Source organism: Salinisphaera sp. (genome assembly GCF_035690525.1).
Classification (GTDB): domain Bacteria; phylum Pseudomonadota; class Gammaproteobacteria; order Nevskiales; family Salinisphaeraceae; genus Salinisphaera.
Map to the genome: position 1 here is coordinate 19,585 of NZ_DASSKM010000182.1, position 7,655 is coordinate 27,239.

The 7,655-nt window shown below is 63.3% G+C and carries 8 protein-coding genes; 3 read left to right on the forward strand and 5 right to left on the reverse strand.

The window, feature by feature from the left end; translation table 11 throughout:
* Window positions 1-32: 32 nt before the first annotated feature.
* The 3 genes from VFJ08_RS14165 to VFJ08_RS14175 are packed head-to-tail and all read left to right on the forward strand — an operon-like array spanning window position 33 to window position 3,324.
* On the forward strand, window positions 33-674 hold the full coding sequence (locus VFJ08_RS14165) for a DUF2291 family protein (protein WP_324997875.1): 642 nt from the start codon (window positions 33-35) through the stop codon (window positions 672-674).
* A gap of 34 nt (window positions 675-708) precedes the next feature.
* Complete coding sequence (locus VFJ08_RS14170; RefSeq protein ID WP_324997876.1) at window positions 709-2,259, forward strand: sugar ABC transporter ATP-binding protein; 1,551 nt, start codon at window positions 709-711, stop codon at window positions 2,257-2,259.
* Window positions 2,260-2,271: 12 nt separating this feature from the next.
* Window positions 2,272-3,324, forward strand: coding sequence for an ABC transporter permease (locus VFJ08_RS14175; RefSeq protein ID WP_324997877.1), 1,053 nt, complete (start codon window positions 2,272-2,274; stop codon window positions 3,322-3,324).
* Between the two features lie 39 nt (window positions 3,325-3,363).
* Here the strand turns inward: VFJ08_RS14175 and VFJ08_RS14180 are convergent, their stop codons facing one another.
* From VFJ08_RS14180 to VFJ08_RS14200, 5 genes are all read right to left on the reverse strand, one after another.
* A complete protein-coding gene (locus VFJ08_RS14180) occupies window positions 3,364-4,134 on the reverse strand; it encodes an SDR family oxidoreductase (RefSeq protein ID WP_324997878.1) in 771 nt (256 codons plus the stop codon).
* A gap of 11 nt (window positions 4,135-4,145) precedes the next feature.
* Window positions 4,146-4,988, reverse strand: a complete 843-nt coding sequence (locus tag VFJ08_RS14185; RefSeq protein ID WP_324997879.1) for an amidohydrolase family protein — start codon at window positions 4,986-4,988, stop codon at window positions 4,146-4,148.
* 9 nt (window positions 4,989-4,997) lie between these two features.
* Window positions 4,998-6,278: an L-fuconate dehydratase gene (locus VFJ08_RS14190; RefSeq protein WP_324997880.1), complete on the reverse strand. Its 1,281-nt coding sequence runs from the start codon at window positions 6,276-6,278 to the stop codon at window positions 4,998-5,000.
* On the reverse strand, window positions 6,275-7,117 hold the full coding sequence (locus tag VFJ08_RS14195) for a fumarylacetoacetate hydrolase family protein (protein WP_324997881.1): 843 nt from the start codon (window positions 7,115-7,117) through the stop codon (window positions 6,275-6,277). Before VFJ08_RS14195 ends, VFJ08_RS14190 begins: the two co-directional genes overlap by 4 nt.
* 21 nt (window positions 7,118-7,138) lie before the next feature.
* Window positions 7,139-7,655 (reverse strand): SDR family oxidoreductase (locus VFJ08_RS14200; protein WP_324997882.1); only part of this gene is annotated, 517 nt, incomplete at its 5' end.

Sequence of the window (7,655 nt, forward strand, 5' to 3'; positions counted from 1 at the left end):
ACGCCCGACCGCGAGCTGAGGAGACTCCGACCATGATCGTAGCCGCCCGCCTTGTCGTGCTGTGTCTGGTGATCGCCCTGAACTGCGGTTTCGCGCTGGTGACCCAGCAGGAACTCGCCAAGATCCGTTCGGGGCAATCCAAAACGACGCGTGACGTATCGAGTCTGTACGCGGACAAGATCGTGCCTTATGCAAAATCGCACGCACACGACATGGCCAAGGTGCAGAAGGCGCTGGCGGATGACAGCGCCTTCGACAAGGTCTGCAAGAAATACGGCATCCAGAAGTCGCAGGCTTTTCCCTGCACCTTCTGGGTGTCGTTGACCGGTACGATCAAGCAGGTCGATCGCGAGTCCCGAGCCGGAAAGATGGTGATCCAGACCGCCGACGGTGAAAAGGTCACGGTGTTGATCGGCCCGATCATTCCGGGGACCGACATACGAAACGGCTATCCGAAGATTTCCTACAACGATTTCAACAATCAGGGTGACTTCGCCAATCTGGCCGAGGCTTTGAACGACGAGGCCGTCAAGGTCGTCAAGGCGGCATCGGACGCATTGCAGCCCGGCAAGCGGATCAAGGTGATCGGTGCCTATGGAACCTGGGGCGGCCCGGCGGCCGGCCCGACCGAGGTCACCCCGGTGGCGCTCCAGTCGCCGCAGCCCGGTGCTTGATCAAAGCCAGTTCGTTCTGCCAGTGGAGAAAGCGATGGCCCATGAAGAGGGCGCCGAGGTCGTGGTCGAAACCCACGCCCTCTACAAACGATATCCCGGCACCACGGCTCTGGCCGATGTGAACTATCGCGTCTACAGCGGCCGGATAAACTGCCTGATCGGCGAGAACGGGGCCGGCAAGTCGACACTCATGAAGATATTGGCCGGCGCCGATACGCCATCGGACGGCCATGTCTCGGTACGCGGCGAGCCGGTGCATCTCGACAGTGTGGCGGCCGCCGAACGCGCCGGTATCGGTATTGTCTTTCAGGAGCTCAATCTTTTTCCCGATTTGTCCGTGGCCGAGAATATTTTCATCGGCCATGAGCTCAAGCGACTTAGCTTGATCAGTTCGAGTGCGCAAAAACAGCATGCCAGCGAGCAGCTCAAGCGCCTCGGGCTGGATATCGATCCCGACACGCGGCTCGGCGATCTGTACGTTGGCCAGCAGCAACTCGTCGAGATCGCCAAGGCACTGATCAAGAAAGTCGATGTGCTGATTATGGATGAGCCGACCTCGGCGCTGAGTCAGACCGAGGTCGACGTGCTGTTCGAGGTGGTTCGCTCGTTGCGTGCCGAAGGACTGGCCATCATCTATATCAGCCATCGTCTGGAAGAGGTGATGAACCTCGGCGATCACATCACCGTTCTGCGTAACGGCGAGAAGGTCGCCGAGGATCTGATCGCGAACGTCGATATTCCCTGGATCGTATCCGCGATGGTCGGGGGTTCGGCCGGCGAGTTCGAAAACCTGCCCAGTTCGGGACACGCGCCCAACTTCGAGGTACGAAATCTCACGCTCAAGAGAACCAACGGTCTCTACGCTTTGGATCACGTGAGTTTCCGCGCCGGGCGGGGTGAAGTCATCGGCATCTACGGGCTGATGGGCGCCGGCCGGACCGAACTCGTGGAAACCATCTACGGTATGTCGCGTAACGCCGGCGGGCAGATCGTTCTCGACGGCGCCGATCTCAGCAACGCCAGCGCCATTAAACGGCTGAAAGCGGGCATTTCGTTGGTGCCGGAGGACCGTCAGACCTCGGGCATGATTCAGGGCATGTCGGTCCGCGAGAACATGTCGCTTTCTTCGCTGCCGAGCTACGCCTGGTCGCGCCTGATGCCGTGGATACGCCGCACGCTCGAGCAACGGGACGCCGAAGGCATGATCTCGTGGCTACGTGTGAAATGTGCGAGCGCCTCGGTGCCGATGACGTCGTTGTCCGGCGGCAACATGCAGAAGGTTGTGATCGCCAAGGCATTGCTGACCAAGCCCAAGGTCATGCTGTTCGACGAGCCGACGCGGGGTGTCGATGTCGGCGCCAAGACCGAAATCTACAAGGCGATGAAAGCGATCGCCGAAGAAGGTGTCACGGTGATCTATACCACGTCGGAGCTCAATGAGGTGCTGGCGGTGTCGGATCGCATCATCGTGATGTCGACCGGACGAATCACGGCGGACTTGCCACGTACGCAAGCAACCCGCGATCAGATCATCGAATGTTCGGCGCCCACGGCCGGCGCGGCCGAAGCCCTGATTTTTTCATAAGGCGTGTCAAGAATGTCATTGTCAACCAAGCTCATGCCGCAGAACTCGCGAGCCGCCACGACTTCGCGGGTGTTCCTGCTGATTCTCCGGCTGCGCATCTTCTTGGCGCTGTTTGCCGTGCTGGTTTATTTCGCCGTGACCACCGATCGCTTCCTTACGATCAACAATCTGCTGATCATGGCCCAGCACATCACTATTTTCGGTATCCTCTCGATCGGCATGACCCTGGTCATACTCATGGCCGGAATTGACTTGTCGGTCGGCTCGATCGTGGGTTTTGCCGGAATGGCCGCGGGCTATCTGATCATGGAAGGCATTCCGATCGGCGATCACGTGCTGTTCCTGAGCGTTCCATCCGTCATCGTCGTGACATGTCTCATCGGACTCGTCATTGGGTTGGTCAACGGTTTGTTGATCACCTATCTCAATGTGGCGCCGTTCATCGCCACACTCGGCATGCTCTATGTCATCCGAGGGGCGGCGCTACTGTCGAACGACGGCTCCACCTTTTCCTCGCTAGCGGGTTACGAGGAACTGACCAACACCGGTTTTTTCTTCCTGGGCACCGGCACGGTCCTCGGCATCGGCACCCCGGTCTGGATTCTGGCGGGGCTGACCGGTCTGGCGATTGTCCTGGCCCAAAAGACGCCGCTGGGGCGCTATATCTACGCCATCGGGGGTAACGAGTCGGCGGCCGTGTTCTCCGGTCTGCCGGTCCGGCGGGTCAAACTTTTCGTCTATGCGTTTTCCGGCTTTTGCGCCGCCATCGTCGGCCTGATCGTGACCTCGCAGCTACACACCGCGCATCCGATGACCGGCGATACTTACGAACTGAGAGCGATCGCCGCCGTCGTGCTGGGCGGCACCGCCTTGGCCGGTGGGCGTGGAACCATCATTGGCTCAGTGATCGGGGCGTGCGTCATCAGCATTCTCAACGACGGCATGGTCATGTCCGGCATCAGCAACTTCTGGCAGATGGTCATTATGGGGATGGTTATCATCTTTGCGGTGGTTGTCGACCAAGCCCAGCAGCGCCTGGAAAAACGGGTGCTGGTTTCAATTTAGGCCCTAATGCCGGTTCGTTGGAGCTAAATGTCTAGGATTCTACGTCGCCGCGCGATCGAGATGGGTATAACCGCCGTCGACAACCACCCATTGCCCCGTGGTGTGCGCGGCGCGGGGCGAGAGCAGGAAGACCGCGCTGTCGGCGATCTCCGCGGGCCGCGTCATCCGGTGTCCGAGCGGGATGCGCGACGTAATACGTTCGCGTGCCGCGGCCGGGTCGTCGAACGTTTCCAGCCAACGGTCGTACATGGGGGTGGCGACCTCGGCGGGCACCACGGCGTTCACGCGTACGCCGTGACGGCTTAGCGATAGCGCCCATTCCCGCGTCAACGCCAATTGGGCGCCCTTGGCGGCGCAGTAGCCGCTGGTGCCGCCCTGGCCGGTGAGCGCCGTTTTCGAGGCGATGTTCACGATCGCGCCGCGATGGGCCTTGAGGTGGGGCTCGCAGAGATGCGCCATCAGATAATAGTGCAGCAGGTTGCGCTCTAACGACTGCTTGAAGGCCGCCGCCCCGGCGTCGAGGCCGACGCCGTCGTTGGCCCCGGCGTTATTGACCAGGCCGTGGATGGGCCCGGCTTCGGCGGCGGTCGCGACCGCCGCGCGGCAGGCGTTTTCGTCGGTGAGATCGGCCGCGATATGCATGGCGCGGGGTTGGATGCGCTGAAGATCGCCCAAAAATGCGGCGTCGGAGCCGCGATCGACGATCACCGGGATCGCGCCTTCGGCGGTCAGTCGCTGGCTGATGGCGGCGCCGATGCCGGCCAGCCCGCCGGTCACGATCACGATCTTGGCGGCGAGTTCCAGATCCACGGCGCGCCCTTCTATAAGTCCAGCGAATAGATCGACGCGGCGTTGGCGCCGAATAGTTTGGCGCGACAGTCCGTGCCCTGGGCGCCGGCCCAGGCGTCGATCAGCGCGAACCAGTCGCCGTAGTCGATCGCCAGTCGGGATACCGGCCAGTCGGAGCCGAAGATCAGGCGGTCGGCGCCGAACAGTTCCAGCGCGGCGTCCAGATGGCGATGGATACCGTCGATATCGGGGGCGTCGCCAGGGGCCGGCTGGGCCTCGGTCGCTAGTCCGGAGATCTTGACCGCGACATGCGGCATGGCCGCGAGCGCCGCCATGGATTCACGCCAACTCGAAAAAGCGGCCTCGTCGCCGGTGATGGCGGGTTTGGCCAGGTGGTCGATCACGAGCGCGTGCGCATCGTGTCGGGCGCAGAAGGCGACGGCGTCGATGAGCTGGCGGTGATTGACCAGCACTTCGTAGACTAGGCCGCGGCGCTGAACGGCGGCCACACCGGTATCGAAGGCCGGGTCGTTCAGGCGCGCCGGATCGCCTTCGATTTGATGCCGCAGGCCGACCAGCGGGCCGGTCTGTTGCCAACAGGCGATACGCTCGTCGACGTTGGGCGCGGTGAGATCGACCCAGCCGACCACGCCCGCGATCCAGTCTTCGGCCGCTGCCTGTTCCATCAGGAAGGCGGTCTCGGCTTCATCCCCGGTCGCCTGTACCGCGATCGTACGATCGATACCGGTTTCGGCCCGGGCGGCGGCGAAGTCGACCGGCAGCCAGTCGTGCATCAGTTCTTCCATGCCGGTCGCGATCCAGTCGAGCCGGGCCGGGTCGTAGCGCCAGAAATGCTGGTGTGCGTCGATGATCACGGTGCGGGCTCAGCTCGCGGTGAAGCGGTAGCGTGCCAGCGATTCGGCCTTCATCTCGCCGGAATAGCCCGGGGCCGTGGGTACCTGATAGGCCGCGTCCCGCACCACGCAGGGGTCGACGAAATGCTCGTGCAGATGATCGACGTACTCGGTCACCCGGCCTTCGGTGGTGGCCGAAAAACACAGATAATCGATCATCGACAGGTGCTGGACGTATTCGCACAGGCCGACGCCGCCGGCGTGCGGGCAGACCGGCAGGTCGTACTTGGCGGCCATCAGCAGCACGGCGAGCACCTCGTTGACGCCGCCGAGCCGGCAGGCGTCGAGCTGCACCACGTCGATCGCACCTAGCATGATCAACTGCTTGAAGATGACCCGATTCTGGCACATCTCGCCGGTGGCGACCTGGACCGGCGCCACGGCCTCGCGAATCTTGCGATGGGCTTCGATATCGTCCGGGCTGGTCGGTTCTTCGATGAACCAGGGGCGGGCGATGGCCAGTTCGTTGACCCAATCGATCGCTTCGCCGACTTCCCACATCTGGTTGGCGTCGATCATCAGCGCGCGGGATTCGCCGATCACCTCGCGGGCGATGGCGAGCCGCCGCTTGTCGTCGGCGAGCTTACCGCCGACCTTGAGCTTGACGTGGTTGTAGCCTTCGTCGACGGCTTCCTGACATAGTCGGCGCAGCTTGTCGTCGCTGTAGCCGAGCCAGCCGGCCGATGTCGTATAGCAGGGATAGCCCCGCGCTTCGAGCCGGGCGATGCGCTCGGCCTTACCGTTTTCGCGTTCGCGCAGCAGCGCGATGGCCTCGTCACGCGTGATGCAGTCGGTGAGGTAGCGGAAATCGATGCAGCGCACGATTTCTTCGGCCGACATCTCGGCGACCAGCCGCCAGACCGGTTTGCCCTCGGACTTGGCCCAAAGATCCCAGGCGGCGTTGACCACGGCCGCGGTCGCCAGATGAATCGCGCCTTTCTCCGGGCCGATCCAGCGCAACTGACTGTCGCCGGTCACATGCCGCCAGAACGCGCCCATATCGGCCGCGATATCGGCCAGATCGAGGCCCACGACCAGATGGCGCATCGACTCGATCGCCGCACAGGCCAGTTCGTTGCCGCGGCCGATGGTGAAGGTCAGACCGTGGCCGGCGAGACCCGGCGTATCGGTTTCGAGAATGCAGTAGGCGGCCGAATAATCCGGGTCGGGGTTCATCGCATCCGAACCGTCGAGGGCCTCGGAAGTCGGAAAGCGCACGTCCACGACGCGCATGTCAACGATTTTCGTCATGCGTTCACCGTATGCTGGGATTGTTCGCCCAGGCCCTCGATACCGAGCCGGATATGCTGGCCGGCGCGTAGGAACACCTGGGGAGACCGGCCGGCGCCGACCCCGGGCGGGGTGCCGGTCGAGATGATGTCGCCCGGCTGCAGGCTCATGAAACGGGACAGATACGACACCAGATAGGCCACGTCGTAGACCATGGTCGAAGTGCTGCCGTTCTGCTGCATCTCGCCGTCCACGGACAGCCACATGTCGAGTTGCTGCGGGTCGGCGACCTCGTCGCGGGTAACCAGCCAGGGGCCGATCGGGCCGAAGGTGTCGCAACCCTTGCCCTTGTCCCAGGTTCCGTGGCGCTCGAGCTGAAATTCGCGTTCGGACACATCGTTGACGACGCAATAGCCGGCGACATGATCCATCGCGCGTTCGGGCTCGATATAGCGCCCGCCGCGGCCGATCACGACCCCCAGCTCGACTTCCCAATCGGTCTTGTTCGAGCCGCGCGGAATCTCGATATCGTCGTTCGGCCCGCAGATCGCGCTGGTCCACTTATTGAACACGACCGGCTCGGGCGGCACCTCGCCGCCGGTCTCGGCGGCATGATCCGAGTAATTCAGCCCGATGCAGACGAACTTGCCGACGTCGCCCACGCAGGGCCCGAGCCGGGTTTCCGGCGCCACGCGGGGCAGGTCCGACAGATCGTGGCGACGCAGCCGGTCGAGCGCATCGGGGTCGAGCATGGGGCCGGCGATATCGTCGACCAACGAGGAGATATCGCGGATCGCGCCGTCGGCGTCGAGCAGCCCCGGCTTTTCCTGGCCCGGCGGGCCGAATCTGAGCAGTTTCATTAAGCGCTCCTGGAATATGAGTTAATTCGCCCAGCCGCCGTCGATGAGCTGCGCGGTGCCGGTGATGAAGGCGGACTCATCGGAAGCGAGAAAGGCCGCCAACGCGGCGATCTCGTCGGCATCGCCCAGCCGGCCCATCGGTTGGCGGGCGATAAAGTCGTCGAGCACTTCGGCCTCGGTCCGGCCCTGTTCCGCGGCCTGGGTCGCGATGCGCTGCCGCAGCGAAGGCGAATCGACCGTGCCGGGGCAGATCGCGTTGCAACGGATGGCGTCGCTCATGTAATCGGCCGCGATCGACTTGGTCAAGCCGATCACCGCCGCCTTGCTCGCGCCATAGGCGCAGCGGTTGGGCACGCCCTTCACGCTCGAGGCCAGCGAGGCCATGTTGATGATGCTACCGCCCGACGCGCGCATGCCGGGCAGAAAGGCGCGGATCATGTCGAACATCGAGGTGACGTTGAGATCGAAGCTCGTCTGCCAGAGGCTGCGTTCGCAATCGAGCACGCTGCCGGCGGGCACCATGCCGGCGCAGTTGAAT